The sequence below is a fragment of the Bradyrhizobium viridifuturi genome (assembly GCF_001238275.1).
Taxonomy (GTDB): Bacteria; Pseudomonadota; Alphaproteobacteria; order Rhizobiales; family Xanthobacteraceae; genus Bradyrhizobium; species Bradyrhizobium viridifuturi.
In genome coordinates this window covers 111,078-137,612 of sequence record NZ_LGTB01000018.1, presented here as the reverse complement: position 1 = coordinate 137,612, position 26,535 = coordinate 111,078, and the positions used below count along the sequence as shown (strand labels likewise).

Below are 26,535 nucleotides of genomic sequence, written 5' to 3'. Positions count from 1 at the left end.
ACGTCCACCTGATACGGCGCCCGCCACCGCGGCCAGCGGCTGGGTGCGGCTCCTCCGAGGCGCGGGTCTTGCGGTGACGTTGGACGTGCCCGGCACTCTCGCTTCAGCGCGCGTGATGCCGGCCGCGGTGCGCCCGGCGCGTCGGGGGCGGCGGCGGCGCGAAAAAGGGATTCTCCGAGCAGATCGCGCTACGGCCCGAGGCGGTGGCTTGGCACTGCGGGATCGAGGTGAAGCTGCAACTGATGTAGTTTCCGCCCAGCCGACCCTCATAAACATGCATGCACACCGGATAATTCGGATCGTAGGCCTGCCCGGCGGCAGGTCCGGCCAGGGCGACCGCTGCTGCGGCGATCGCGAACAGTTTCAGGCGCATCGGTGTCTCCTTCTCGCGACGGGAGGTTCCTCACAATCACCGGAGTTAGTCAACATCGCGGGCGGCGCGACCGCCATACGGACCATCACGGGCAGGCGAAGTGCCGATGGCAAGCTAATTGGCAGGTTGGCGGTGTCGCTTGCGCTGCTCCTTGGGCTGCGTTCTCGGGCCCTTGTAGAAGGGATTGACCGAGCACGTCGCCGATCGTCCCGAGGCCGTTGCCTGACATTGCGGAAGCGACGTGAAGCTGCAATCGATGTACTCGGGCGTCAGCCGGCCGCCATAGACCTCCAAGCATACCGGATAATTCGGATCGTACATTTGCGCGGCGGCTGGCCCGGTGATGCAAACGCCGATGGCGGCGAACAGGTAGAGTTTCAAGCGCATCGCGTGCTCCTCAAGCTTGGTGCAGACCGCCGGGGCCGGCTAGCGCTGTTCGCCGGCCGGCTTGCCGTCGTCCTCGCCCAGACATCGGATCATGAAGGCGGTCGTGTCCCGCGGCAGCACCTGCGCGGCACGCGCCTTGAGGCGGCATTCGAGCTGCGCGATCTGGCGAGCCCGTTGCCGTTCCGACGGCAGTGCTGATTGCCGCAAGCGGCGCAATGTCATCGGCGAGCCGTCCGACTCGAAGCTCAGCTCGTACTTCTTGCCGCCCTGGTCGGTGGCCGCGCAGGTGATGGTGGACACCTGGCGGGTGATGAAGCTTCCGACCTGACGGCAGGAGCCCGTCGACATCTCGACCAGCGGCACCGGCAGTCCATCGACACGCGGACGGTCGCTCGACTTCAGCAACATGCGATCGACCGCGAGCTCGAACAGATTGTCCTGGGTGCGCTCGGTGCTCTCCCCGGAGAACGATACGATGTGGCTCTTGTCGGCGGGATCGTCGAGCACCACGGTGAATTCGGAGCGGCCGCGCAGGGTGTGGAAATAGGCCACCGCCTTGCAGGTGTAGTTGCGGCCGGCGACGGTGACATTGCGGCAGGTGCCGGACATCAATGCATACAGGTCGACGTCGTAGACCGGGCCGGCAGCCACCGCGAGCCCAGGCCAGCAGACGACGGCAACCGCAATCATTTGAGCGAAACGGGAGATCATGCTGAAACGGTCGAGAACACGCTCGTTGGAGAGGCCGATGGCGCAAGGTCGCCGATTTCCGCGGACTGTGCAACGAAGAAGCGGGCCTAAATGTGGAGGCCCCCGCAATCAATCGGGGAACGCCGGGCAAGCCGTGCTGAAAGGCCGCGGCCCTCCTGCCCTGCGTCAGATTTGCGGGCCCGACAGTGTGACCTCGCGCTCGGCGCGGAACACGTTGCTGTAGAGATTTGCGATCCACTGACGGCCGCTTGCCGTCATGTTCAGGCAGTTGATGGCGCCCTGGATGTGCGGCGCAACCATATTCCAGTAGAATTGCGGGTAGCGGTCGACGATATCAGCCGGCGATTCATAGCCGAGCTGGCGGTTGATGCCGACTTCCTCGAACTCGTGATAGAGCGCGTTGGCTTTCCTGATGTAGTTGGGGTCGCCGAGTTGCCCGATGAAATCGGCCGCCCGGACGATCGCCGCCTCGTCGTCATATTGCTGGCCTTCGGGCGATGGAAACCGCGTGCCCTCGATGTTGCGCGCGACGCGCTCGCGATCGAGCGGCAGCACGGCCTCGAGCCTGTCGAGCACATACAGCTTCGAGCGGTCGACGTGGTACGGCATCAGGCCGGCATCCGACGAGCCGCGCGGCAGCACCACCTTGTTGCCCGCGGCATCGATGACGTAGCCATCCGGTCCATCGCCCTTCAGCAGGCCGCGCACATAGCCGATGTCGTGGGTCAGGCAGGCGATGATCGTGTGGGTGTAGTCTTCCGCGGTGACGTGGGTGTGCAGCGCGCGGCCGCGGATGATGTCATGCCCGGCGAGCGTGACCAGCATCGTGTGCTCGACATTGTGATAGAGCGCATCGCTGTTGCCGATGCATTCCAGCGCAATACGCGCGGCAGCTGGCAGGAGTTCGCCAAAGCGTGCCTGCGAGGCCCCGAAGGTGCGGCTGACATGGGTGGCGAGAAACTTCTCCAAAGCACCTGCCGCCAACTCAGGTAACGTCATCATCGATGCAGCCCCCGACCGCGCAACGTTCCTCACTCGCCCCGATCTCACGTCGTAGTTGGGGAGCAATTATAGCGTATCTGCGGGCGTGCGGCTACGCGCTGGCGAACGCGTGATTCGTTCAGCCGTACTTTCCCGGTCTTGCCGGCTGCGGCACCAAAGTCGCTGATAATGGCATGAACCGTGCATGATTCGGTTCAGACCGGGTTAATCCTACGGATAAACACCATCATGCTCGTTACGCTCGTCGCCATCCTCTGCAATGCTCAGCTCTGCATGGAAAAGGTCGTCACCAACAGCGACCAGTCCGGCATCACCATGGGCGCCTGCGCCGTGAATGCCCAAATCGGCATCGCCGACTGGCTCGCCAAGGGGCCGTATCACGATTGGCGCTTGCAGAGCTATAAGTGCATCATGGGCAAATACGTACCCAAGAACGAAGTGTGATGTGTGCTCACAGCCCCCGAAGGGGCTGACCAGCTTCACCTGCCCAACTGGAACGGCCTGCGAAACCGCGTGATGCAGGCGCGTGCACCTCGAGTCAAAGTCCATTTTATGGGCTATCACTGTCGTCCGCGATGGTGAGAGACGTGAGGTCGCCCAGGAATGGCCAGAGAATGCCCGCAACGCCGCTGATTGCCTACGCGCATGTCGGCAAGAGTTTTGACAATGGTCGCGTGGTGGCGGTTGACGACGTCTCGCTTGACGTCGCCGAGGGTGAATTCCTGGCTGTTGTCGGCGGCTCGGGCTCCGGCAAGACGACGCTGCTCAGGCTGGCCAACCGCCTGATCGAAGCCGACCGCGGCCGGATCTCCGTCGAGGGCGAAGACGTCAGCCGCATCGATCCGATCCTGCTGCGGCGCCGCATCGGCTATGTTTTCCAGAGCGGCGGACTGTTTCCGCATCTTTCCGTCGCCGGCAACATCGGCATCACGCCAAGACTGCTCGGCTGGCCGCAGGCGGAGATCGCAGCGCGGGTCGACGAGCTGCTCGATCTCGTGCGGCTCGATCGCTCACAATATCGCGACCGCCTGCCGCACGAGCTCTCCGGCGGCCAGCGCCAGCGCGTCGGCGTCGCGCGTGCGCTGGCTGCGAAGCCGCGCATCGTGCTGATGGACGAGCCGTTCGGCGCGCTCGATCCGCTGACCCGCGACGCGCTCGGCGACGACTATCGAACGTTGCACCGCGAACTCGGCCTGACCACGGTCATGATCACCCACGACATGACCGAGGCGCTGCTGCTGGCCGATCGCGTCGCTGTCATGCATGGCGGCAGGTTGCTCGCGCTGGGCACTGCTGCGGAGCTTGCGGTCAGCACCGACGCCTATGTCGGCGAACTCTTGCGGACGCCGCGGCGACAGGCCGAGCGGCTCGGCGCATTGCTGCCGCGGGACGCCACCGCATGAGTGATCCACGCTGGAGCGAGGCGCTCGCGCATCTGCCCGACTATCTTGGCAACCATGTCCGGGTGAGCGTCGCCGCGCTGGCGCTCGGGCTCCTGATCAGCCTGCCGCTTGCGATCATCGCCCGCAACCGACCGGTGCTGCGCGGCGCGCTGCTCGGGCTTGCCAGCATCGTGCAGACCGTGCCGGGTCTGGCGCTGCTCGCGCTGTTCTATCCGCTGTTGCTGGCGCTCGCGGCTTTGACCGCGGCATGGCTCGGTTTCAGTTTCTCCGCCTTCGGCTTCCTGCCAGCAGTGCTGGCGCTCGCGCTCTATTCGATGCTGCCGGTGCTGCGCAACACCATCACCGGCCTGTCGGGCGTCGATCCGGCGGTGCTGGAGGCCGCGCAAGGCGTCGGCATGACGCCGCGGCAATCGCTCATGATGGTGGAGCTGCCGCTGGCGCTGCCGGTGATGATGGCGGGGATCCGCACCGCCGCGGTGTGGGTGATCGGCACCGCGACGCTGTCGACGCCGATCGGCCAGACCAGCCTCGGCAACTACATCTTCGCCGGTCTGCAAACCCAGAACTGGGTGTTCGTGCTGTTCGGCTGCTTTGCCGCCGCCGTGCTCGCGCTGGTCGTCGACCAGTTGCTGGCGCTGATCGAGAACGGGCTGCGCAATCGCAGCCGCGTCCGCACCGCGCTCGGCGGGCTCGGCATTGCCGCGCTGATCGCGGCGACGCTGGTTCCGGCGTTTGCGCATCCACAGGCGCGCTACGTGGTCGGCGCCAAGACGTTCACCGAGCAATACGTCCTGTCGGCGCTGCTGGCGCAGCGGCTGCAAGCGGCCGGACTGCCGACGACGACGCGCGCCGGGCTCGGCTCCAACGTGATCTTCGATGCGCTCGCTGCCGGCGATATCGATGTCTATGTCGACTATTCCGGCACGCTGTGGGCCAACCAGTTCCACCATAGCGACATCAGGCCCCGCGCCGAGCTCCTGAGCGAGCTCAAGACGACGCTGGGCAAGCAGGACATCACGCTGTTCGGCGAGCTCGGCTTCGAGAATGCCTATGCGCTGGTGATGCCGAAGAGCCGCGCCGATCAGCTCGGCATCCATACGATCGCCGACCTCGCCTCACACGCCGCGACGATGTCGATCGCCGGCGACTACGAATTCTTCTCGCGGCCGGAATGGGCCGGCATCCAGAAAGCCTATGGGCTGTCATTCCGCGCCCAGCGCACGATGCAGCCGGATTTCATGTATGCCGCGGTCGCCTCCGGCGAGATCGACGTCATCGCCGGCTACACCAGCGACGGGCTGATCGCGAAATACGGCCTGGTGACGCTCGCGGACGACAGGCACGCCATTCCGCCCTACGACGCCATCGTGCTGCTGTCGCCCAAGCGGCGCGACGACGAGGCGCTCAAGGCGGCGCTGCGGCCGCTGCTCGGCAAGATCGACATCGCCGCAATGCGCGAGGCGAACCTGCGCGCATCGGGCAACGATGCATCATCGTCGCCCGACGCCGTGGCGCGCTGGCTGTGGGAGAAGGTCGGGCCGCGCTGAGCGGCCTTGCGTCTTATGCCCTCACCTCCTGCCGCTGGAACAGGACGTAGCCCGCGACGAACAGCACGATGGTGCAGGCGATCAGGCCGACCGTCTGCGGCCAGGCGATCATCACGCTCTGACCGAACGGCAGCGGCGCGCCCATCACCGCGCCGCGGATCTGGTCGAGGAACACCGGGCCGAGCGTGCGCGTGGTCGGCGACAGCACCGCCAGCATCGCCTCGCCGAACAGATCGTTGGGCGAGAAGCGCTGCAGCAGCTGGGTCCAGATCGCGGTGCCCGGCGTATCGAGGCCGAGCGCGGCAAAGCGCGGATCGGGCGGCACGATGGCCTGCGCGATCGCCGGCGCCAGCATCGGCCACAGCACGGTGAGGAACAGCCAGATGCCGAGCGCCACCAATGCCGCGGTCGCCGGTGAGCGGAACACGATCGAGAGCAGCATCGCGAGCGACAGCCAGACCCCGGCATAGAAGATCGCGATCACCAGGAAGGCGAGCGAGCGGGCGATCTCCTCGCCGCCCGGCGGCACCCCGAGGAAGATCAGGCCGAGCCCGATCACCAACAGCCACAGCGCGGTCAGGCTGATCGCGATGGTGGCGAGCCCGGCGAGATATTTGCCGAGCAGCAGCGCATCGCGATAAATCGGCTGCGCCAGGATCCGCGACAGTGTCCGGCGGTTGTGCTCACTGTTGATCAGGTCGAAGCCGAGCCCGATCGCCATCAGCGGGATCAGGAAGCCGAGGATGGCGACAAAGGACGGCAGCGGTGCCTGGCTCACCGTGAACAGCCGCAGCAGCAGGAACGGATCCTCCGCCGTGTTCTGACGCAGCGCCGTGATCGCCTCGTAGAGCGCCGCCATCGCGGTCAGCACGATCAATAGCTCGAGCATCAGCATGCGGACGCTCGAGATATTGTCCGAGAGCTCCTTGACGAAGACGGCCCCGACGCCCTGGAATGCTGAACCTTCACGCCGCATCGCGCACGCCTCCTGACTGGGGGACCTGGAAGCAACGAGCGTAGATCGCCTCTAGGCTCGGCTCGTCGACCGAGAGCCGCCGCAGCGCGCCGTTGGCCGCGACCACCGCGCGCGCGGCGTCGGCCCGGACGTCGCGGTCGGCGGTCATTCGGAAGCGGTCGTCGGCGAGCGTCTCGACATTGCCGACGCCCGGGATCGCCGCAAGCCGCCGGGCGATACCCGCGCCGTCGGCCTCGACCTCGACGACGAAGCCCGCGCCCAGCACCTGGACCGAGAGCTCGGCCACCGAGCCCATCATCGCGATCTTCCCGGCGCGGAACAGCGCGACACGGTCGCAGACCCGCTGCACCTGGTCGAGCATGTGCGACGACAACAATACGGTGACGCCTTCGGCCTTCAATTCCCGGATCAGGTCGAGGAATTCGATCGTCGCCTGCGGGTCGAGACCCGAGGTCGGCTCGTCGAGGATCGCGATCTCGGCGCGCTTGACGATGATCTCGGCGAGCCCGAGCCGCTGCCGCATGCCGCGCGAGAAGGTCGCAACCCGCTTGTCGGCGACGTCGAGCAGACGCACCCGAGTCAGCGCCGCCGCGATCCGGCGCGACCGCTCGGCCATCCCGAGCCCCATCAGCTTGGCGGCGTAAGCAAGGTTCTCCACCGCGGTCAGATGGTCGTAGAAGCCGACGGCGTCGGGCAGATAGCCGACCCGCCGCTTGACCTGCAGCGGCTGCCGCGCGGGATCGAAGCCGAGCACGGCGACCCGGCCGGCCGAGATCTCGGTGAGGCCGAGCATCATCAGGATGGTCGTGGTCTTGCCGGCGCCGTTCGGGCCGAGCAGCCCGAACACCTCGCCCTTGGCGATATCGAAGTTGATCGCGTCGACGACACTGGTCTTGCCGTAGCGCTTGGTGAGGTCGCGCGCTGCGATGACGGCCTCCGGCCGCTTTGCGGCGCTGTTGTTCTGCTGTTCGCTCATCGCCGTCCGAACCTCGCAACGGCGCCCAGCATCAACAGCAGCGCGACGCCGATCACCCCGGCTCCGGCCATGCCCCAGACGGTGGACGTGCTCACGGTGACGCGGAACTGGCTCGACGCCGTCTCGCCGCGCGAGGTGGCACGCATCGCGAGCTGGTAGTCGCCGGCGAGCGACTTGTCGCTCGGCGTCACCAGCGCCTGCACCTCGGTATCCTTGCCGGGCACCAGCCGCTCGATCTTGGCGGGCTGGAACGTGACCTTCCAGCCGCTCGGTGCCGTCGCGGAGAGATCGATATTGTCGGCCGGCGCGGTGCCGCTGTTGGTGACCACGACCGGGATCGTGCTCTGCTCGGCGGCGACCGCACGCGCACTGAGCAGGCCGTCACGGCCGGAGAGCTGCAGCTGCGGCTGGCCGGCAACGTCGAGCGCCACCTCGGTCTGCGCGCTCGCATCCTCTGCATTGACCTTGACCTTGACCGGGAAATGCCCGGCATCGATCGCGCTCGGCGGCCGCACCTTGAGCTTGATGTCCTTGGACTGCCCGGCATCGATCGGAATCGAGGACAATTCCTGGGTGCCGTAGGCCTCGGTGAACGAGGTCTCGAAGTTCTGCGGCGCCGCCGCGGCGAAGCTTGCCACGAGGTTGCGGCCAGAGTCGTTCTTGATGGTCAGCGTGTATTCGAAGTTCGATTTCGGGCTGCCGCGCAATTCGGGAAGCTTCGAGGACACCGTCAGTTTTGCCGGCAATTCCTTGGCGAGCGCGACCACGATCGGCAATGTTGCTTCGCTGCCCTGCCCTTCGGCCTTCACCGTCAGGGTCTGCTCGGCGAGCGAGGCGTTGGCGGGCACATCGAGCCGAAGCTGCAGCGGCACGCTTGAATCGGGCGCGGGCATCGCGGCCGCGACGGGCTGGCCACCGCCGAGCAACGTCGCGGTCCAGCCGCTCGGCACGCCTTCGACCGAGAGCTTGTAGCGCTGCGGACCGAGATCGTAATTCTGCAGACGCAGCGAGATGTTGGAGGTGGTGCCGGGCCTGACGGTGACGGCCGGATAGTCCGTCATCATGTAGAGCCCCTTGATATCGTGAGGCGGCTCTGCGGCATAGGCTGAGGGAACGGCAAGGGGAACAGCAAGTCCGAAGGCGGCAACAAGGCGCGCAACATCGAGCGCTCGCATGGGCAAACACTCCTGCAAGAAGGGCGGGATTGGTTGATTTGACGCTGCGCGCTGATGAACACCGTGGCAGCGGCGCGACCGATCATCGATCCAATCGTGACGAAATCTCGGCGAGGCAATTACAAATGAGTAATGCTGGCTACTTCGCGCAGCCGACCTTCGTCTAACGACGTTAGTCTAGAGTCCCTTGATAATCCCCGCGTCGATCAACAGGCGGTTGAAGCGGCGCGCCTCTGTGCCATCCCTGCAGGAATAGAACAGGCCATTGCAGCGAAGCATGATCGCCTTCTGCTCCTCGAACGAGGGATCGAGCGGAATGCCCGCGGCTTCCTGAATCACCAGCGGCAGATAGGCGGCATCGATCGTGTCCATCACCGCGGGGCTCTTCACCGGCTCGAAGTTGACGGCATCGATCGCGTAATATGTCGCGTAGTAGCGCGGATCGTAGTCCATCAGCTTTTTGCCGATGCCGGCTTCGTCGAGCTCGGGATCGAGCAGCTGCGGGGAGAACTCCGGCTGATGATCGCCGTAGCGCACGATCAGGAACGGCTGCGCCGGAAACTTCTTCTTCAGCGCCGCGACGAAGCCGGCATAGTCGTTGGCGCTCATCGCCTGCCGGCGCAGATATTCGTCGACCGACGGCGCGTTGCCCGGCCGCTTCCATCCCGGCAGCAGGTCCGGACGGAATCTTGTCTCCCACGGGAAATGATTGGCGGCGAGATAGACGAAAGTGAACAGCGGCGCGCTGAGCGTCTTCTGCTCGGCCATCAGCTTCAGCGCCTTGTCGTAGAAGAAGCTGTCGGGCTCGACGTCCTTCGCATGCAGATCATGCGCGTCGTAGAAATGCTGGATGCCGGTGGTGGTCTGGAAGCTGCGCGCACTCATGAAGGCGCCGAACGCCGGATACAGCGACAGCGTGTCGTAGCCGCAGCGGCGCAGCGCCAGCGGCAGGCCGCGTTCGACCCGGCCCGAGGCGATGCGGGTGACGAAATAGGAGAACCGGCCGAACGAGCGCGACGACAATCCGGCCAGCACGTTGTACTCGGTGAACCAGCTCGGCCCGCCATTGCTCTCGGCGAGGAATTTGCGCTCGACGCCGTCGTAGGACTTGAACTGGCTGCCATAGCCGAGCGGGACCTTGACGCCGGGTGCGGTACGGATGTCGAAGCTCGATTCATCATGGATCATGATGATGTTCGGCCGCCGCCCGGCGGGATGGCAGGCATCGACCGGAGGTATCTTGAGCTGGTCGCTCGCAGAAGGATCCGACTCCATGAAGCCGTAGGCGACGAAGTCGGACGCCGCGGTGACGGCGGAGCGCGCGAATTTCGACAGATAGCCGTCGTCGTAATAGCCGCGCCAGGCTTCATCAGGCCAGGCAAAGGCATAGCCCGAGAGCGCCGCGGTGCAGGCAAGGCAGGCGGCCGCGGCCGGCAGGCGGCGGATGCGGAACGGATCGAGCCACCACAGCGCGTACATCAAGGGCAGCGTGACCAGGCCGGCGCCGATGATCGACCAGCGCAGGTTCGGAAAGATCGTGAGCAGGAACGCTGCGGTGTCGCGATCGATCACCATCAGGTCGACGAAGTTCGCGGTCATCTGCACCACGTCGTGCTTGAACCGCGACAGCAGCACCAGCACCACAACCAGCGTCAGCGACAGCGCGCTCGACAGCGCCGGCTTGCGCAGCAGCGTGATGAACAGGAAGTTGAGGATTCCCCAGGTGAGCAGGAAGCACAGCCGCGAGCCGAAATCGGTCTCGGTCCGCAGCATCAGGATCAGCGCGCCGAGATGCGGCGCGGCCACCGCCATCAACCGCCAGACGCCGATCGCGGCGAGACCGCCGGCCAGTGCGGCAACCGAGGAATTTTGCTGAGGCGCGGGCGCATGGACGGGACGCAATACAACCCGGCGCAATGCCACGGCCTTGACTGGCAACGGCCAGGAGGCGTACGGCACAGCCGGTGTCTGCGCCGTGTCATAAAATCGTAATTGAATCGTCATGAACGCGCAATGAATTTGCCCGCGCTGCCGCCGCGGCGCGCCTCAGACCTTGGCCGCAGCGCCGCGGGCCTTGCGATGCCGGCGATGAAGAGGTCGAGGATGTCGGCGGCCATCCGCTCGGCCTCCGCTTCGCCGACGCCCCAGCGCGGCAAATGGCCGTCGATGTGCATCCGCGCGAAACCATAGACCAGCGCGCGGCCGGCGATCTGGACTTGCTTCAGATCACGCATCCCGAGCTGACCGGCGGAAAATGCCTCCGCCAGCAGGCGCTCGGTCAGGCCGATCAACTCGGCATTGTCGCTGGACACGGCAGCCGAGCGGTCGTGGTCGAAGAAGCGGCGGCTGGAGATGATCTCGAAATGGGTCGGGTTGTTCATGGCCCAGCGCAGATAGGCGATCCCGAGGCAGCGGAAACGGCCGAGCGGATCGCCAGCCGGCGCGTCAGTCAGCGCGGCCTCGATCTCGGCGCGGAAGCGGCGCTGCGCCTCCTCGGCCACCGCGTTCATCAGGGCATCCCGGCTCGGGAAATGCCGGAACGGCGCCCCCGGCGAAACCCCGGCGCGGCGGGCGGCCTCGCGCACGCTGACCGCCTCCGGCCCGCCCTCGCCGACCAGTTGCATGGCGGCATCGATCAGCACCCGGCGCAGGTCGCCGTGATGGTAGGGCCTGGGCGCGGCGCCCGCGCTGGACGCGGCTTGGCGGGCCGGCGACCGGAAGGCGGGGTTTTGGCGGGGCGGCGCATGGCGCTTTAGCTTTTTGTTTGAGCATGACCTTTTCCGGAAAACCGCTTCGCACTTTTCCGGATCATGCTCTCTAGCATCACCCACTCGTGAATGTAAGCACCGATTACAAAGGTTGACCGCGTGTGATCGCGAAATGTAACTGGTGATTACATAGACATCAGGAGGCACGACATGACGACGCGTCGAAACTGGTTCGAGGGCTGGCGGCTATTCGGCCTGCTCACGCTGACCCTGATCGGGCTTTCGATCTGGATCGCCGCGATGCGGCAGTTCGAGGTCGAGGGCGTGCGGATGGTGATCCGCTTCACGGCACGGACCTCGCTGCTGTTGTTCTGCCTCGCCTTCTCCGCCGCGGCGCTGGCGCGGCTCTGGCCGGGCGCCTGGACACACTGGCAGCGCCGCAACCGCCGTTATCTCGGCGTCACCTTCGCCGCCTCGCACGCCATCCATGCGGTCGCAATCGCCGCGTTCGCGATGCTCGATCCGGCCGGCTTCGCGGCCGCGACCTCCATCGTCTCCTACATCTTCGGCGGCATCGGCTATCTCGTCATCATCGCGCTGACCGCGACATCGTTCGATCGCACGGCCGCGCTGCTCGGTACACGCGCCTGGCGTAGGCTGCATCTGATCGGCGGCTACTATCTGCTGCTGCAGTTCACGGTCTCGTTCGGCAAGCGGATCCCGGAGATGCCGCTCTACGCGCTGTTTCTCGTGCCGCTCGCCGTGGTGTTCGCGCTCAGGATGATCAGCATGGCAGCGCGGCCCGCGCCGCATCAGGCGCAAGCGGGCTGAGGTCGGTCCAGCTCACACCAGATGAAACTTGCGGCCGAGTTGGCGGTGAACCGACAGCACTGCGCGATCGACGTCGCTGATCAGGCTGTCGCCGAGCACGACGTTCGGAATCTCCCAGTTGCGCCCGATCTGCGCATCAGGGAGCGCTGTGACCGCCGGCACGCGCGCAGTCTCGCAGCCGGGCTGGGCGCGCAGCGCCTCCTCCGCAAGCTGGGTCAATTCGTCCTGGCTCTTTCCATCGGTCATGACCGCGGTCCTGACTCCGGAAGATGGCTCACTGATGGCCGAGATTCTCCAGTTCCTTGGCGCGGGCTTCGGTCATGCTGCGCATGCATTCGCCGGCATCGAGCCGGGCAATGGTGCCCTCGCCGAGGTCGTAATACAGACAGTTGGCGTCACGGTACTGGATCCATAGCCGCTGCGCGGTGCGCAACTGCTCGCGCTGCTTGTCGCCGGCGGCATCCTTGAGCGCCTGCTGATAGGCGACGTTCATCCGCTTGTCCCATTGCGCGGTCTTGGCCTTTAGGCACTCGACCATCTGATAAGTGCTGCCGTCGCAGGACGGTTCGGGATCGCCTTGGTCGCCGGCCCGGGCCGAGGACGCGGCGATGATGAAAGCGGCCGCCATCAGGAGAGCGAGGCTCGACGCGCCTGTCGTGAGAGCCGATTTCATGCCGTCTTCCCTTTCGTTCGATATTGCCGGCGGACCTTACATGAGTGCAGCCGCGGTGCATCCCGTTCATTCGCAGCGCGCTGGCGTTCCCGGCCCACGCAGGATATTTCATGGGCATGGAGGGACCATGCGGCGCAACCTGACGCCTGCGATCGTTCTGGCCGCGTTCGGCCTGCTCGTCGGCGGGCTGTTTCGCTATGCCTTCGATCAGCCCAACGAAGCGTCCGTCGCGAACTATTTGCGCAGCGCCGTCGAGGGCGCCGTCATCACCCTGATCCTCTGGGGCTCGCACCTTTATCTCGTCGCGCGTGGCAGCTGGCTGCGGCAGCGGCCGCTCATTGTCGAGCTGATTGCGCGCTCCGTGATCCTGGCCATCACTGTCGCGGTTGCAGCGATCGTGCTGGAGGTCGCGCTCAACGGACATGGGCTCGAGGCGAAGTGGTTTCGCGAAACCTTCTTCAAGATCATCGGCGTCGCGCTGCTGCTCTCGATCCCTATCACCGCAATCTACGAGCTGGTCCGGATGATCGGCGGACGCACCCTGCTTAATGTCATGCTCGGACGCTATCGCCACCCGGTGCGCGAGGACCGCGTGCTGCTGTTTCTCGACCTGATCGGCTCGACGACGCTGGCGGAACAGATGGGCGAGCTGCGCGTGCAGGAGCTGTTGACGCGCTTCTTCTTCGACATCGACGGGCCGATCGTGGCGCACGGCGGTGAGGTTCATGCCTATGTGGGCGACGAAGTGATCGTGACCTGGCCGGCTAGTGCCGGTGCGCCATCCCGGCGCCCGCTCGATTGCGTATTCGCCATCGAAAAACGTCTCGCCAAGCGGGCCGATCACTATCGCAAGGCGTTCGGCGTGGTGCCGACGTTTCGTGCCGGGATGCATGCAGGGCCGGTCGTCATCGCCGAATGCGGGGACTCTCGGCGACAGATCGCCTATTTCGGCGACACCGTGAACGTCACGGCGCGGCTGCAAGCGCATTGCAAGGAGGCAGGCAGGCCGCTGCTGATCTCGGGCGAATTGCGTCGCCTGCTGCCTCTGAACCTTGATCTTGCCGTCGAGCCGCTCGGCTCGACGCAATTGCGCGGGCGCGCCGCATCGATCGAGGTCTTCGCGGTCGCGCGGCACGCAACGTCCTAAACAATTCCTTACACTGCACCGGCACCGGCTTCCGTTGGGCCGAAAGCACGAATTTGATCAAGTCTGGTCGCGGCCCGTTAAGGATGGCAATGGACCCGTATTTGCACCGGGTTCCACCTTAACGCAGGTGTAAGATCGCTAGCGATATCGTGCAGTCCGTTGTCATCCAAGAAAAACAAGGTTGCCCATCGATGGCGCAACAGGCGTCACAATCGATTATTGCCGAACTCGAAGATGCGGTCCGGGACGGGACATCGGCCAAGCGCGTGCAGACGCTGCGGCAGGTCACCGATCTGTTCCTGAACGACGGCGACCGCCTCAACGATGAACAGGTCAAGGTGTTCGACGACGTGCTCTGCCTGCTCGTCGCGCGCGTCGAGACGCGTGCGCGGGCCGAGCTCAGCAAGCGGCTCGCGCCGCTCGACTATGCGCCGTTTGATGTGATTCACCATCTAGCCTGGGACGACGATATCGGCGTCGCCGGCGAGGTGTTGACCCACTCCAGCCGCCTCTCAAACGCCGCACTGCGCGAGATCGCCAGCAGCAAGGGACAGGACCATCTGTTCGCGATCTCGGCGCGGGAAAACCTGCCCGCATTCGTCACCGACGTGATCATCGACCGCGGCGAGGACCGGGTGATCCGGCGCCTCGCCAAGAACGCCGGCGCTGAGTTCTCCGACAACGGCTATTCCGCGATCGTCGCCCGCGCCGAAGGCGACGACGAGCTGGTCGAGATCCTCGGACTGCGCATCGATATTCCGGCCAAGCTGCTGCGCGACCTGCTGCAGCGCGCCAAGGACACCGTGCGCGCCCGCCTGCTCGCGATCGCATCGCCCCGCGCGCGCGAGGAGATCAGCCAGGTGCTGAACGACATCGCGCAGGAAGAGGCCGCCGCCCCGCGCCGCAACTACGGCATCGCCGAAGAGCTGGTGAAGCTGATGAAGCAGCTCAACGAGCTCGACGATGCGGCGGTGTACAAGTTCGCCGAGGACGGCAAGTTCGACGAGGTCACGGTCGCGCTCGCCGTGCTCAACGACATGCCGATCGCGATGATCGAGCGCCTGGTGCTCGGGCTGCGCTCCGACCTGCTCCTGATCCCGTGCCGTTCGGCAAAGCTGAACTGGCCGACAGTCGAAACCATCCTGCGCAAGCGGCCGCTGCCGCACCCGATCGACCATGCGACGCTCGAGATCGCGCAACGCGACTACCGCCGACTGTCGCTGGAAACCGCCCAGCGCACGGTGCGGTTCTGGCAGCTGCACAACCGGATCGAGAAGCAGCCGATGGCAGCCGGTTAGCGACCGCCAGCGTTATTCGCAGATAAGGAAAAAGGGTGGGCAGTTTGACTGCCCACCCTTTTTTATCGTCGATGCGCAGCGTGGGTTAGCCGCAGGCGTAACCCACCCCGCAAGACCGCACTTAGTTCTTGCTCTTGTCGACCAGCGCGCCCTTCTTGATCCAGGGCATCATGTCGCGCAGCTTGGCGCCGACTTCCTCGATCGGGTGCTGGGCGAGCTTGGCGCGGGTCGCCTTGAACGAGGTCTGGTTGACCTTGTTCTCGAGCATCCAGTCGCGGGCGAACTTGCCGCCCTGGATGTCGGCGAGCACGCGCTTCATCTCCGCCTTGGTCTCGGCCGTGACGATGCGCGGACCGGTGACGTACTCGCCATATTCGGCGGTGTTGGAGATCGAGTAGTTCATGTTGGCGATGCCGCCTTCATAGATCAGGTCGACGATCAGCTTCACTTCATGCAGGCACTCGAAATAGGCCATCTCCGGCGCGTAGCCGGCCTCGACCAGCGTCTCGTAGCCGCCCTTGATCAGCTCGACCAGGCCGCCGCAGAGCACCACCTGCTCACCGAACAGGTCGGTCTCGCACTCTTCCTTGAAGGTGGTCTCGATGATGCCGGCACGGCCGCCGCCGATCGCCGAGGCGTAGCTGAGGCCGAGGTCATGGGCGTTGCCCGACGAATCCTTGGCGATCGCGATCAGGCAGGGCACGCCGCCGCCGCGCTGATATTCCGAGCGCACGGTGTGGCCGGGGCCCTTCGGCGCGATCATCAGCACGTCGAGGTCGGCGCGCGGATCGAGCAGGTTGAAGTGCACGTTGAGGCCGTGGGCGAACACGAGCGCCGCGCCCTTCTTCATGTTGTCGTGCAGGTGCTCGCGATAGATGTCGCCCTGCAGCTCGTCCGGGGTCAGCATCATGACGAGGTCGGCCCACTTGGCGGCTTCGGCGACTTCCATCACCTTGAAGCCGGCGTTCTCGGCCTTCTTGGCCGAGGCCGAACCCTTGCGCAGCGCGATCGCCACTTCCTTGACGCCGGAATCCTTCAGGTTGAGCGCGTGGGCGTGGCCCTGGCTGCCGTAGCCGACGATGGCGACCTTTTTGCCCTTGATCAGGTTCAGGTCGGCATCGCGATCGTAGTAAACTCGCATCGTGGTTTCCTCGTTTGAAGGGGGCCAAAATCGGCCGATGAATCAGGCTTTCGGAAGGTCAGAACCGCCGGGCGCCCGCGAATTTCCGGCGTTGTCTAGAGCATTTTTCCTCTCAGGGGAAACCCTCATCTCGCATGGCGCGGTGCGGCATCATGCGTCCATGAAGACCGGGTAGAGCGAGGCCAGCAGCAGGATGGCCATGACGACATTGAAGGCACGGATCGCCCGGGGCGAGGTCAGGACCGGCCTCAGCGCGGTGCCGAACAGGGCCCAGACGATGCAGGACACCGTCCCCAGGATCAGGCTGAGGCCGACCTGGATCGCGATGTTCCAGGGAAAGGCGGCAATCGCCGCATAGGCCGTGATGGTGCCGATCACCATCACCCAACCCTTGGCATTGATCCACTGGAACATGGCCGCGCCCCAGAAGGTCATCGGGCCGCGGCCGGGGCCATCATCCTTGTCCGCCGAGGGCGGCTCGGCCATGGCGATGACCGCGGCGAGATAGACCAGGTAGGCGACGCCGCCATATTTGAGGATGGTCTGCAGCACCGGATAGGCGATGAAGACGGCCCCGAGCCCGACGCCGACCGCGCCGACCATGAAGGCGAAACCGACCGTGATGCCGGCGATGTGGGGCACCGTGCGGCGGAAGCCGTAGGTCAGCCCCGACGACAGCAGCATGATGTTGTTGGGCCGGGTGAAGAACATCACGACGGCAAACACGACAAAGGCGAACAGCAGCGAGTTCGACATGGTGCCTCACGCGACTTTCGGCAGAGCTTTTGGGCGCTTCGACAGCAGCATCACCGCGATGCCGCCGATCACGGTGAGCATGCCGGCGAGCCGCAGCGGCCCGAACGTCTCGCCGAACACGATGCTGGAGGCGGCGGAGCCGACGAACGGCACCAGCAGCGCGAACGGCACCACCTGCGCGGCCGGGTAATCCCGGAGCAGCCGGCCCCACAGCCAGTAGGCGATGCTGGTCGAGATGCCGCCGAGGCAGAGCACGCAGACGAGCCCGGTCAGCGACATGTGGCTCAGCGCCTGCCAGGTCGGCTGCGGCCCGTTGCTGATCAGGGTCAGCACCGCCAGCGGCACCGCGGCCGACAGGCACAGCCAGGCGAACAGGTCGAACATCGGCGCGCCCTGCGCCTGCCGCAGCAGGAGATTGCCGATCGCAAAGCTGATCGGACAGATCATCAGAATGCTAAACGCGGCGACGCTGAAGTCGTAGCCGACCGTGCCGCAGATCATCAACAGGCCGAGCGCGGCGATCGCGACGCCGATCGCCTGCGGCCGCGTCGGCATCTCGCCGAAGGCGATCGCGGCGAACGCGATCGTGAACAGCGCCTGGCTCTGCACCACCACGCTGGAAAGTCCGACCGGGACGCCATGCGCGATCGCAAAGGCCTGGGCGAGGAACTGGCCAAGGAACAGCGTGGAGCTGATCGCGATCAACAGCGGCCAGGGGACATCGGGCTTGCGCAGGAACAGGCAGGGCAACGCGGCGATGGCGAAGCGCAGCGTCGTCATGAGCTCCGGCGAGAACTCATTGAGCGCGATCCGGCTTGCGACGAACGCAAGCCCCCAGATCACCGCAACCATGACGGCGATGCCAACATCGGCCGGCTTCATTGTTCTTCTTTGGTTTCGTTCTGGCTGTGGTGGATGATCTTTATCTGAGCATGATCCGTTCGGAAAACCGGTTTCCACCATTCCGGATCATGCTCTAGATCTGTTCGTCGGGCTTCGGTTTGCGCAGCAGATAGGTGCCGTGCAACGGCGCGTGATAGTCGGCGGCGACCAGGGTGAAGCCGGTCTCGGTCAGCATGCGCTCCATCACCCAGCCGAAGGTCGAGTATTCGTCGCGCATATGGGTCATCACGCTCTCGCGCTCGAAATCGTGATTCTTGATCGAGAAATCGGCCCAGCCCTCGACATCGCGGTCGACGCCGTCGGGCATACTGACGAACACCATGTCGCGCAGATAGAAATTCGCACCGGGCTTCAGCGCGTTGAAGATCCGCGACAGCGCCACCGCCTTCCAGAAGTCCGGCAGATGATGCAGCGTGAACTCGCTGACGATCAGATCGTAGGAATTCGGCTGGTAGGCAAAGGACAACAGGCCGGCCGGCTGGGTCCGGATCTTGGCCTTGCGGTCGCGCGCATAGATCTCGGCAAGCCCGATCATCGCCGGCGAGATGTCGATGGCGTCGACCTCGGCGCCCATCAGCGCCGCCTCGGTCGCCAGCACGCCGTTGCCGCAGCCGATATCGGCGATCCGCCAGCCCGGCTTGACGCCGAGCATGGTCAGCGCCTGGCGGGCACGGACATCGCTGTCCTCGCTGACGTCATAGATCGAGGCAACCGCGGTATCGAGACCGACCTGCCGCCGTTGCGTGTAGTACCAGTCGCGCGCCAACATGACTCACATCCCTTCCGGCCCACGCGTGATCGCGGCCACCCCGGTTCGTGACACCTCGACCAGGCCCAACGGGCGCATCAGGTCGATGAACTGACTGATCTTGGACGAATTGCCCGTGATCTCGAATACGAAGCTCTCGGTCGTGGCGTCGATCACCCGGGCGCGGAACGCATCCGCCAGCCGCAGCGCCTCGACGCGGTGGTCACCACCGCCCCTCACCTTGACCATCGCGAGCTCGCGCTCGATCGAGCTGCCGGTCAGCGTCATGTCGACGACGCGATAGACCGGGATCATGCGGTCGAGCTGATGCTTGATCTGCTGGATCACCATCGGCGTGCCCGTGGTGACGATCGTGATCCGCGAGAGATGTTTCTGGCTCTCGGTCTCCGAGACGGTGAGGCTTTCGATGTTGTAGCCGCGGCCGGAGAACAGTCCGATCACGCGCGCGAGCACGCCGGGCTCGTTCTGCACGAGCACGGACAGCGTGTGCGTCTCGTTGGGATCGTGACGCTCTTCGAGGAAGTAGGCGGATGCGGGCTGGTTCATGGTCGTCCCCTTACATTCTTTTCACGCCACCGCCCGCTGGGCGGCCGGCGCAGCATCCGTCCCGATCCAGGTCCGGAACAGATCGAAATCGATATTGCCGCCGCTCAGGATCAGGCCGACACGCTTGCCGGCGAGCTTGCTCTTTTCCTGCAGCGCGGCCGCGAGCGCCGCAGCCCCCGCGCCCTCGGCGAGATTGTGGGTGTCGGTCCAATAGGCGCGGATCGCCTGGCCGACTTCATCGTCGGTAACCTGCACGATGCGGGATGCGCCCTTCTGGATCAGCGCGAACGCTTCCGCGTCCGGAATCCGCGTCGCCATGCCGTCGGCCAGGGTGTTGCTGGTCTCGGTGGTCACGATCTTTCCGGCGGCAAACGACAGCGCGTAGGACGGCGCTTCGGTCGACTGCACGCCGACGATCTCGGTCTTCAGCCCGAGCAGGTCGCGCGCCATGATGCAGCCGGAGATGCCGGAGCCCTGCCCGATCGGCACATAGAGAATGTCGAGGTCGGGCGCTGACCGGAACAGTTCGAGCGCATAGGTCGCAACGCCCAGCACCAGGTCGGTGTGGAACGAGGGCACCATGTGCAGGCCGGCGAACTGGGCACGGCGCCCGGCCTCTTCCCGCGCGGCCTGAAAGTCTTCGCCGTGCTCGACGAGCTCGGCGCCGAACGCATGCATGGCGCGGTTCTTCTCGACCGAGTTGCCTGATGGCACGTAGATCACCGCCGGCACGCCGTGACGCCCCGCGGCGAAGGCGAGACTCTGGCCGTGATTGCCGCGCGTCGCCGAGATGATGCCGGGCACATCGGGCCGCTCGCGCTTCAGCCGCTCGAGATAGACCAGCCCGCCGCGCACCTTGAAGGCGCCGGTCGGGGTGTGGTTCTCATGCTTGACCACGACCTCGGTGCCGAGCCGCTCGGCCAGCAACGGCCAGGCATACGCCGGCGTCGCCGGCACCGCGGTGCCGACGATCCTGTGCGCGCGCTCGAGTTCGTCGAGATCAAACATGATCCACCCTCAACTCACACCAGCGCCTTGCCGCCGGAGAAGGCCTTCGCGGTGGCCTCGTCGGTGGCTTCTTCCGGAAGCAGCATCTCGTTGTGCGCCTTGCCCGACGGGATCATCGGGAAGCAGTTTTCGAGCGCGGCGACGCGGCAGTCGAACAGCACCGGGCGCTTGATCGCGATCATCTCCTTGATCGCGCCGTCGAGATCGGACGGCTTGGTCGCCTGCAAGCCGACGCAGCCATAGGCGTCGGCGAGCTTGACGAAGTCCGGCAGCGCCTCGGAGTACGAATGCGACAGGCGGTTGCCGTGCAGCAGCTGCTGCCACTGCCGCACCATGCCCATGTACTGGTTGTTCAGGATGAAGATCTTGATCGGCAGCTCGAACTGGACCGCCGTCGACATCTCCTGGATCGTCATCTGCACCGAAGCATCGCCGGCGATGTCGATCACCAGGCTGTCCGGATGCGCGACCTGCACGCCGACCGCGGCCGGCAGGCCGTAGCCCATGGTGCCGAGACCGCCCGATGTCATCCAGCGGTGCGGTTCCTCGAAGCCGAAGAACTGCGCGGCCCACATCTGGTGCTGACCGACTTCGGTCGTGATGTAGGTGTCCTTGCCGCGGGTCAGCTCGAACAGGCGCTGGATCGCGTATTGCGGCAGGATGATATCGTTGTTCTTGCGGTAGGACAGCGAGTTGCGCGCGCGCCATTGCGCGATCTGCTGCCACCACGCCTTGATGTCGGGCTTCTTGGCTTCCGCCTTGAACACCTGCAAGAGGTCGCCGAGCACGTTGCCGGCGTCGCCGATGATCGGCACGTCGACGCGGATGTTCTTGTTGATCGAGGACGGGTCGATGTCGATGTGGATCTTCTTCGAGCCCGGCGAGAACGCATCGACGCGGCCGGTGATGCGGTCGTCGAAGCGCGCGCCGACGCACAGCATGACGTCGCAATCATGCATCGACATGTTGGCCTCATAGGTGCCGTGCATGCCCAGCATGCCGAGCCAGTTCGGCCCGGATGCCGGATAGGCGCCCAGACCCATCAGGGTCGAGGTGATCGGGAAGCCGGTCGCCTCCACCAGCTGGCGCAGCAGCTTGGAGGCCTCCGGACCGGAATTGATGACGCCGCCGCCGGAATAGATCACGGGGCGTTTGGCATTGGCGAGCATCGCCACCGCCTTGCGGATCTGGGTCGCATCGCCCTTGACGCGCGGCGTGTAGGAGATGTGAACGTCCGACTTGCGCGGCGGATGATAGGTGCCGGTCGCGAACTGCACGTCCTTCGGCACGTCGACCAGCACCGGACCGGGTCGGCCGGTGGTCGCGACATAGAAGGCTTCGTGCAGCACCCTGGCGAGGTCGTTGACGTCGCGGACCAGCCAGTTGTGCTTGGTGGCAGGCCGCGTGATGCCGACGGTGTCGCATTCCTGGAAGGCGTCGTTGCCGATCAGATGGGTCGGCACCTGGCCGGTGATGCAGACCAGCGGGATCGAATCCATCAGCGCGTCGGTCAGCGGCGTCACCATGTTGGTCGCGCCCGGGCCCGAGGTCACCAGCACCACGCCGGGCTTGCCGGTCGAGCGGGCATAGCCTTCCGCGGCATGGCCGGCGCCCTGCTCGTGGCGGACCAGGATGTGCTCGACTTCGCTCTGCTGGAAAATCTCGTCATAGATCGGAAGCACCGCACCGCCGGGATAGCCGAAGACATGCTGCACGCCGTGATCGATGAGCGCGCGCACGATCATCGCGGCGCCGGTCATCTGATTGGGATCGTGGCTCTTGTCGGTCATGGTTCGCTCCGGATGCGCTTGTTTTTGCGCGGCTTTTGTCGGTTCTCGTCAGTTCGGTTTCGGGCAATAAAAAGGGGCCCCAGAGGCCCCATGCACACCGCCCGAATTTGGATGGCCGCTAGCCATCCCCGGCGGTGTGCCTGGGTACGACGGCGATAAGGAGTTTGGTAATAATGTTGCGCACGAGGTGACCCAGTCTTCCCAAAGGTTGCGCGACCATAGCGGCCAAAGCCTGAATGTCAAGGCAAGGCAAGCACTTTCGCGATTTTTGAACTGTAACGGGGTTCCTGCCGTTCGGCGAGTGTTTTTGCGTGGCGCAACGCGCATGGCTGACGGGCGTACGGCGGCAAGGGCATCGCTGCGCTCGATCCTGGCTACGGAATCCGGCGCTCCAGCCACTCCGTCGCCGCCTCCGGCGCCACCCATTCGAATTCCGGAAGCTGGTGGCGAAACCAGGTGAACTGGCGCTTGGCGTAGTGGCGGGTGTCGGCCCGGCCGGTCTCGGCGGCCTCCCCGAGGCTGATCTCCCCTTTCAGATGCCGGATCAGCGCCGGCACGCCATGGGCCTTCATCGCCGGCAGCAACGGATCGAGCCGGCGCGCCGCGAGCGCGGCGACCTCCTCGAGCGCGCCGGCCTCGAGCATCGCGCCGAACCGGGCGTCGATCCGCGCATAAAGGCTCTCCCGGTCAGGCGCGAGAAACAACGCATGGAATTCGCTTTGGGGTAGCAGCGGCGGCAGGGCGTCGCGATGCCAGTCCGGCAGCGGGCGGCCGGTGGCCTCGACGACCTCGAGCGCGCGCGCGACGCGGGTGCGATCGCGCGGCTTCAGCCGTTCGGCCGACACCGGATCGCGCGCCGCAAGCTCGGCATGCAGTGCCTCGACGCCGTGCTGCTCGAGCCTTGCGCGGACGGCGTCGCGCACATCAGGGGGGATCGGCGGCACCGCCGACAGACCGCGCGTCAGCGCCTTAAAATAGAGGCCCGAGCCGCCGATGAAGATCGGCAGCCGTCCCTGCTCACGGGCCTCGCCGAGCACCTTGGCCGCATCGGCGACCCAGGCGCGGCGGAAAAATTCACGCCGGCGTCGACATGGCCGTAGAGCCGGTGCGGAACCAGGGCCTCCTCGCTCACGGTCGGCCGCGCCGTGATGATCCGGAGATCGCGATAGACCTGCATCGAGTCGGTGTTGATCACGACCCCGCCGGTGCGCTGCGCCAGCGCGAGCGCCAGGGCCGACTTGCCGCTGGCGGTCGGCCCTGCGATAAGCACTGCCTTGTCCAACAATCCCGAATGCGCCTGCATGTCCCTCGTTGCCACGCTGATCTGCAATCCTGCAAGCCCCGCGCTCGACTCCACCATCGTCGACGGGGCACGGGCCGTGCTGCCCTCACCCGGCCCGGCGCAGTGGCTGTTCAACGAGGTTGCCGTCGACATTCCGTTCGAGCGTGAGAACCCCAGCCGGGACGACATCAAGGCGATCGAGCTGCAGCTGCGCCAGGCCCGCGGCGACCTGCCGATCGACATTGTCGTGCAACCTCGGATCGGCCGACGCAAGAAGCTTTTTCTGGCCGACATGGATTCCACCATGATCGGGCAGGAATGCATCGACGAGCTCGCCGATTTCGCCGGGCTGAAAGCTCACGTCGCAGCCATCACCGAGCGCGCGATGCGCGGCGAGATCGCGTTCGAGCCGGCGCTGCGCGAACGGGTGGCGCTGCTCAAGGGCCTGCCGGTCGGCGTGGTCGACGAGGTGCTCGACAAGCGCATCACGTTGACGCCGGGCGGCCGCCAGCTGGTCATGACCATGCGCGCGCAGGGCGCCTACACCTGCCTGATCTCCGGAGGCTTCACGCTGTTCACCAAGGTGGTCGCGGAGAAGGTCGGCTTCCAGGAGAACCGCGCCAACCAGCTGCAGATCGAGAACGGCAAGCTGACCGGCGAAGTGATCGAGCCGATCCTCGGCCGCGCCACCAAGCTCGCCACCCTGATCGAGCTCACCGAATCCTTCGATTTGGACGATATCGACACGCTGGTGGTGGGCGACGGCGCCAATGATCTCGGCATGATCCAGGCCGCCGGCCTCGGGTTTGCCTATCACGCCAAGCCGGCGGTCGCGGCCGCTGCCGCGGTCCGGATCGACCACGGCGATCTCACCGCACTGCTGTATGCGCAGGGCTATCGGCGGGATGAGTTCGTCGAGGGATAACTCGCTTGTCGTCCCCGCGAAAGCGGAGACCCATACTCCGTGGCGAATGTGGTCACGAGGACTCGTCGTTCGACGATCGCGCAACAATGACCATCTGTGGTTATGGGTCCCTGCGTTCGCAGGGACGACGATGAGGATGGTTCGCAATTCAAGACGTCAAGCAACACGGCGGCATCCCCCGCTTTCGCGGGGGATGCCAGTTTATGAGCGAGGCACCGACGCGCCCTACTGCACGCCAAGCGCCACGAAGCGCAGCTCGCCGTCGCCGTTGGAGACCAGCAGCAGCACGGACTTCTTGCCGTCCTTCTTGAGCTGGTCGACGCGCTTCTTGATGTCGGCGGCGCTGGACACCGCCTCCTGCGCCACCTCGACGATGACGTCGCCGGCCGACAGCCGCTTCTCGGCGGCATCAGAGGCGTTGTCGACGCCGGTGACGACGACACCCTTCACGCTGTCCTTGATCTTGTACTTGGTGCGCAGGTCCTTGCTCAGCGCCGCGAGGTCGAGCCCGAGCGCCTTCTGGGTCACCGGTTTCTCGGCGGTGTCGTCCTTGGGCTTGGCGTTGGCCTGCTGAACCTTGTCGTTGTCCTCGAGCCGGCCGAGCGTGACCTTGCGGGTCTCCTCATTGCCCTTGCGGATGATGACGACGTCGACTTCCTTACCGACCGCGGTATCGGCCACGATGCGGGACAGATCCTTGGGGTCCTTGACGTCCTTGCCGTCGAACTTGACGACGACGTCGCCGGGCTCGATGCCGGCCGGCTTGGCCGGGCCCTTGTCGTCGACGCCGGCAACCAGCGCGCCGCGCGCCGGCTTGATGTTGAGGCTGTCGGCGATCTCGTCGGTGACCTGCTGGATGCGCACGCCGAGCCAGCCGCGACGCAGCTCGCCGAACTTCTGCAACTGGTCGACGACACCGGCGACCGTCTTCGACGGCACCGCGAAGCCGAGACCGATCGAGCCGCCGGTCGGAGAGATGATCAGCGTGTTGACGCCGATCACCTCGCCATCGAGGTTGAACAGCGGACCGCCCGAATTGCCGCGATTGATGGCGGCGTCGGTCTGGATGTAGCTGTCATACGGGCCCTGGCTGATGTCGCGGTTCTTGGCCGAGACGATGCCCGCGGTCACCGTGCCGCCGAGGCTGAACGGATTGCCGATCGCGACCACCCAGTCGCCGAGGCGGATCTTGTCGCTGTCGCCGAACTTGACCGCGGTGAGCGGCTTCGGCGGCTTGAATTTCAGGACCGCGAGGTCGGTCTTCTTGTCGACGCCGACCACCTCGGCCTTGATCTTGGTGCCGTCGTTGAGGATGACGTTGATCTCATCGGCGTCGGCGATGACATGGTTGTTGGTGACGACGATACCCGCGGTGTCGACGATGAAGCCCGAGCCGAGCGAGTTGGTCTTGCGCGGCTGGAACTCGCCGCCCTTCTCGCCGCCCTTGCCGCCCGGTCCGCGGCGGTTCTTGAAGAAATCGTCGAAGAATTCCTCGAACGGCGAACCCGGCGGCAGCTGCGGCATGGCGCCGCCGCCCTTGTTGGCCTCGATCGTCTGCGAGGTCGAGATGTTGACGACGGCGTCGATCACCTTCTCGGCGATGTCGGCGATGCCCTCGGGACCGCGCGCGAACGCCGGCGCAGAGCTCAGCATGCTCGCAGCACCGATCGAGATCGCAGCTCCCATCATGCGGAGGCGACGGCTCAGGGCTGGTCTGGCAGCGATCATGTCGGAGTTTCTCCAGGCAAACGGGTTCAAATTAGCTGGTCGCAGTGTGCGCCCGTGGTCGCAGCTTGCGCCCGAGGTCGCAGGTATGCGCCCGAGGCCGCAGAGTGCGCCCGAACGGGCATTTGGCGCAAGCATCTCAGCCGGGCATTTCGGCGAAAAACCGGCCGCGTCAGGCTCACGATTATGTTCATTACGGCGCGATCTGCGCGATGGAACAGGCAACGCTCAGCGCCGCACCACCCAGATCAGGATCAGTCCCGCGACCGCCGAGCCGATGCCGACGATGCGCAGGATGTTGTCGGGCGTCGCCAGCGCGCTCTTCATTGCCCGGCGCATCCAGGCGGGGCTTGCCGCGAACAGGATGCCTTCGAGCACGAACAGGATTCCCAGACCGATGAGGAAGTCGCCGAACGCTATTGACCTCATCGGATGGCAACCTCCCGCTCGATGATTGTTGTTCTTTAAGTGACGGCGGCGCGT

28 protein-coding genes and 1 pseudogene are annotated in these 26,535 nt (G+C 65.4%); 8 read left to right on the top strand and 21 right to left on the bottom strand.

What is annotated here, in order from left to right; all coding sequences use genetic code 11:
* Positions 1-103 precede the first annotated feature (103 nt).
* The 4 genes from ALC15_RS18225 to ALC15_RS18210 form a co-directional block, all read right to left on the bottom strand.
* The gene (locus ALC15_RS18225; RefSeq protein WP_050628437.1) at positions 104-373 is read right to left on the bottom strand and encodes a DUF3551 domain-containing protein; all 270 of its coding nucleotides are present in this window, start codon (positions 371-373) and stop codon (positions 104-106) included.
* A 114-nt stretch (positions 374-487) separates the two neighbouring features.
* On the bottom strand, positions 488-760 hold the full coding sequence (locus tag ALC15_RS18220; RefSeq protein WP_050628436.1) for a DUF3551 domain-containing protein: 273 nt from the start codon (positions 758-760) through the stop codon (positions 488-490).
* A 39-nt stretch (positions 761-799) separates the two neighbouring features.
* Positions 800-1,450 carry a hypothetical protein gene (locus tag ALC15_RS18215; RefSeq protein WP_050628435.1) on the bottom strand — a complete coding sequence of 217 codons (651 nt, stop codon included), beginning with the start codon at positions 1,448-1,450 and terminating at the stop codon, positions 800-802.
* A 186-nt stretch (positions 1,451-1,636) separates the two neighbouring features.
* Positions 1,637-2,473: a hypothetical protein gene (locus ALC15_RS18210; RefSeq protein WP_050628434.1), complete on the bottom strand. Its 837-nt coding sequence runs from the start codon at positions 2,471-2,473 to the stop codon at positions 1,637-1,639.
* A 228-nt stretch (positions 2,474-2,701) separates the two neighbouring features.
* Here ALC15_RS18210 and ALC15_RS18205 point away from each other — a divergent pair, with 228 nt between their 5' ends.
* From ALC15_RS18205 to ALC15_RS18195, 3 genes are all read left to right on the top strand, one after another.
* A complete protein-coding gene (locus ALC15_RS18205; RefSeq protein ID WP_021077148.1) occupies positions 2,702-2,917 on the top strand; it encodes a hypothetical protein in 216 nt (71 codons plus the stop codon).
* A 170-nt stretch (positions 2,918-3,087) separates the two neighbouring features.
* Positions 3,088-3,876: an ATP-binding cassette domain-containing protein gene (locus tag ALC15_RS18200; RefSeq protein ID WP_050628433.1), complete on the top strand. Its 789-nt coding sequence runs from the start codon at positions 3,088-3,090 to the stop codon at positions 3,874-3,876.
* Positions 3,873-5,423, top strand: a complete 1,551-nt coding sequence (locus ALC15_RS18195) for an ABC transporter permease/substrate-binding protein (RefSeq protein WP_050628432.1) — start codon at positions 3,873-3,875, stop codon at positions 5,421-5,423. The genes ALC15_RS18200 and ALC15_RS18195 overlap by 4 nt, the downstream gene beginning before the upstream one ends.
* 13 nt (positions 5,424-5,436) lie before the next feature.
* On the opposite strand, the gene ALC15_RS18190 is transcribed toward ALC15_RS18195, so the two are convergent.
* From ALC15_RS18190 to ALC15_RS18180, 3 genes are read right to left on the bottom strand one after another with little or no spacing between them, the layout of a single operon-like run.
* Positions 5,437-6,399: an ABC transporter permease gene (locus ALC15_RS18190; protein WP_050628431.1), complete on the bottom strand. Its 963-nt coding sequence runs from the start codon at positions 6,397-6,399 to the stop codon at positions 5,437-5,439.
* Positions 6,389-7,375 (bottom strand): ABC transporter ATP-binding protein, encoded by a 987-nt coding sequence (locus ALC15_RS18185; RefSeq protein WP_050628430.1) that lies wholly within the window; start codon positions 7,373-7,375, stop codon positions 6,389-6,391. Before ALC15_RS18185 ends, ALC15_RS18190 begins: the two co-directional genes overlap by 11 nt.
* Complete coding sequence (locus tag ALC15_RS18180; protein ID WP_050628429.1) at positions 7,372-8,550, bottom strand: COG1470 family protein; 1,179 nt, start codon at positions 8,548-8,550, stop codon at positions 7,372-7,374. Before ALC15_RS18180 ends, ALC15_RS18185 begins: the two co-directional genes overlap by 4 nt.
* A 29-nt stretch (positions 8,551-8,579) precedes the next feature.
* Here ALC15_RS18180 and ALC15_RS44165 point away from each other — a divergent pair, with 29 nt between their 5' ends.
* The gene (locus ALC15_RS44165) at positions 8,580-8,717 is read left to right on the top strand and encodes a hypothetical protein (RefSeq protein WP_157860913.1); all 138 of its coding nucleotides are present in this window, start codon (positions 8,580-8,582) and stop codon (positions 8,715-8,717) included.
* Between the two features lie 10 nt (positions 8,718-8,727).
* Here the strand turns inward: ALC15_RS44165 and ALC15_RS18175 are convergent, their stop codons facing one another.
* The gene (locus ALC15_RS18175; protein WP_244486135.1) at positions 8,728-10,362 is read right to left on the bottom strand and encodes a sulfatase-like hydrolase/transferase; all 1,635 of its coding nucleotides are present in this window, start codon (positions 10,360-10,362) and stop codon (positions 8,728-8,730) included.
* Positions 10,363-10,550: 188 nt separating this feature from the next.
* Positions 10,551-11,192 (bottom strand): TetR/AcrR family transcriptional regulator, encoded by a 642-nt coding sequence (locus ALC15_RS18170; RefSeq protein WP_244486133.1) that lies wholly within the window; start codon positions 11,190-11,192, stop codon positions 10,551-10,553.
* A 276-nt stretch (positions 11,193-11,468) separates the two neighbouring features.
* Here ALC15_RS18170 and ALC15_RS18165 point away from each other — a divergent pair, with 276 nt between their 5' ends.
* Positions 11,469-12,089, top strand: a complete 621-nt coding sequence (locus tag ALC15_RS18165; RefSeq protein WP_050628427.1) for a hypothetical protein — start codon at positions 11,469-11,471, stop codon at positions 12,087-12,089.
* Positions 12,090-12,101: 12 nt separating this feature from the next.
* Here ALC15_RS18165 and ALC15_RS18160 read toward each other — a convergent pair whose 3' ends face one another.
* Positions 12,102-12,335: a hypothetical protein gene (locus ALC15_RS18160; protein WP_050628426.1), complete on the bottom strand. Its 234-nt coding sequence runs from the start codon at positions 12,333-12,335 to the stop codon at positions 12,102-12,104.
* 28 nt (positions 12,336-12,363) lie between these two features.
* Complete coding sequence (locus tag ALC15_RS18155; RefSeq protein ID WP_244486132.1) at positions 12,364-12,762, bottom strand: lysozyme inhibitor LprI family protein; 399 nt, start codon at positions 12,760-12,762, stop codon at positions 12,364-12,366.
* Between the two features lie 127 nt (positions 12,763-12,889).
* Here ALC15_RS18155 and ALC15_RS18150 point away from each other — a divergent pair, with 127 nt between their 5' ends.
* Positions 12,890-13,909, top strand: a complete 1,020-nt coding sequence (locus tag ALC15_RS18150; RefSeq protein WP_050628425.1) for an adenylate/guanylate cyclase domain-containing protein — start codon at positions 12,890-12,892, stop codon at positions 13,907-13,909.
* A gap of 191 nt (positions 13,910-14,100) precedes the next feature.
* On the top strand, positions 14,101-15,207 hold the full coding sequence (locus ALC15_RS18145; RefSeq protein WP_050628424.1) for a DUF2336 domain-containing protein: 1,107 nt from the start codon (positions 14,101-14,103) through the stop codon (positions 15,205-15,207).
* Positions 15,208-15,328: 121 nt separating this feature from the next.
* Here ALC15_RS18145 and ilvC read toward each other — a convergent pair whose 3' ends face one another.
* The 8 genes and pseudogenes from ilvC to miaA all read right to left on the bottom strand — a co-directional run bounded on the left by ilvC (position 15,329) and on the right by miaA (position 23,423).
* A complete protein-coding gene (gene ilvC / locus ALC15_RS18140; protein WP_028342350.1) occupies positions 15,329-16,348 on the bottom strand; it encodes a ketol-acid reductoisomerase in 1,020 nt (339 codons plus the stop codon).
* A gap of 150 nt (positions 16,349-16,498) precedes the next feature.
* Positions 16,499-17,104, bottom strand: a complete 606-nt coding sequence (locus ALC15_RS18135; protein WP_050628423.1) for a LysE family translocator — start codon at positions 17,102-17,104, stop codon at positions 16,499-16,501.
* Between the two features lie 6 nt (positions 17,105-17,110).
* Positions 17,111-17,986, bottom strand: a complete 876-nt coding sequence (locus ALC15_RS18130) for an EamA family transporter (protein ID WP_050628422.1) — start codon at positions 17,984-17,986, stop codon at positions 17,111-17,113.
* Between the two features lie 94 nt (positions 17,987-18,080).
* Positions 18,081-18,776: a class I SAM-dependent methyltransferase gene (locus ALC15_RS18125; protein ID WP_050628421.1), complete on the bottom strand. Its 696-nt coding sequence runs from the start codon at positions 18,774-18,776 to the stop codon at positions 18,081-18,083.
* A 3-nt stretch (positions 18,777-18,779) separates the two neighbouring features.
* Positions 18,780-19,322, bottom strand: coding sequence for an acetolactate synthase small subunit (gene ilvN / locus ALC15_RS18120; protein ID WP_016841057.1), 543 nt, complete (start codon positions 19,320-19,322; stop codon positions 18,780-18,782).
* 21 nt (positions 19,323-19,343) lie between these two features.
* Positions 19,344-20,330, bottom strand: coding sequence for a threonine dehydratase (locus ALC15_RS18115; RefSeq protein ID WP_050628420.1), 987 nt, complete (start codon positions 20,328-20,330; stop codon positions 19,344-19,346).
* 14 nt (positions 20,331-20,344) lie between these two features.
* Positions 20,345-22,120 carry an acetolactate synthase 3 large subunit gene (locus tag ALC15_RS18110; protein ID WP_050628419.1) on the bottom strand — a complete coding sequence of 592 codons (1,776 nt, stop codon included), beginning with the start codon at positions 22,118-22,120 and terminating at the stop codon, positions 20,345-20,347.
* Positions 22,121-22,494: 374 nt separating this feature from the next.
* Positions 22,495-23,423, bottom strand: a pseudogene (miaA, locus tag ALC15_RS18105) (tRNA (adenosine(37)-N6)-dimethylallyltransferase MiaA).
* On the opposite strand from miaA, the gene serB reads away from it, so the two are divergent.
* Positions 23,422-24,327 (top strand): phosphoserine phosphatase SerB, encoded by a 906-nt coding sequence (gene serB / locus ALC15_RS18100; protein ID WP_050628418.1) that lies wholly within the window; start codon positions 23,422-23,424, stop codon positions 24,325-24,327. The pseudogene miaA and the gene serB overlap by 2 nt on opposite strands.
* A gap of 225 nt (positions 24,328-24,552) precedes the next feature.
* On the opposite strand, the gene ALC15_RS18095 is transcribed toward serB, so the two are convergent.
* Both ALC15_RS18095 and ALC15_RS18090 read right to left on the bottom strand, forming a co-directional pair.
* Complete coding sequence (locus tag ALC15_RS18095; protein WP_050628417.1) at positions 24,553-26,055, bottom strand: Do family serine endopeptidase; 1,503 nt, start codon at positions 26,053-26,055, stop codon at positions 24,553-24,555.
* A gap of 225 nt (positions 26,056-26,280) precedes the next feature.
* Positions 26,281-26,481, bottom strand: coding sequence for a DUF2065 domain-containing protein (locus tag ALC15_RS18090; RefSeq protein ID WP_050628416.1), 201 nt, complete (start codon positions 26,479-26,481; stop codon positions 26,281-26,283).
* Between the last annotated feature and the right edge of the window lie 54 nt (positions 26,482-26,535).